This is a genomic window from Staphylococcus coagulans (assembly GCF_002901995.1).
GTDB lineage: Bacteria > Bacillota > Bacilli > Staphylococcales > Staphylococcaceae > Staphylococcus > Staphylococcus coagulans.
The window spans coordinates 1-433 of the sequence record NZ_PPQN01000095.1 but is presented as its reverse complement, the minus strand read 5'-3'; the positions used below and the strand labels follow the sequence as shown (position 1 = coordinate 433).

Sequence of the window (433 nt, the reverse complement as noted above, 5' to 3'; positions counted from 1 at the left end):
AAACACGGCTTTCGTAAAACGAAAGTTTATATGGGATTAATTTTTGAAAGACCTGCCTATTTAAAATTGAAGAAACAGCGCTTTTACTGTAAAGCTTGCCAACAAACCTTTACAGCTCAAACACCCTATATTCAACCTCGATGTACCATCTCAAATGAGGTCAAACGCATGATGACGCGGAAACTATCTAAAGTCATCTCTGAAAAGGATGTCGCTGAAAGTCTGTGTGTATCACCTTCAACTATCCATCGCCATTTAAAAGAGGTAAGTGATTCAGTGAAGACGCAGGCGCATCATGTTTTACCTGAGCACTTAGCTTTTGACGAATTCAAATTAACGAAAGATGTCGAAGGTGCGATGAGCTTTATTTACTGTGATAGTGTAACCCATGATATCATCGATATTTTACCTGATCGTCGCAAACATAAATTAG

At 38.3% G+C, this 433-nt stretch carries 1 protein-coding gene; it reads left to right on the top strand.

Annotated elements, in window-relative coordinates; genetic code table 11:
* Nucleotides 1-433: transposase family protein (locus CD118_RS11335; protein ID WP_142380880.1), on the top strand; the 433-nt coding region annotated here is incomplete at both ends.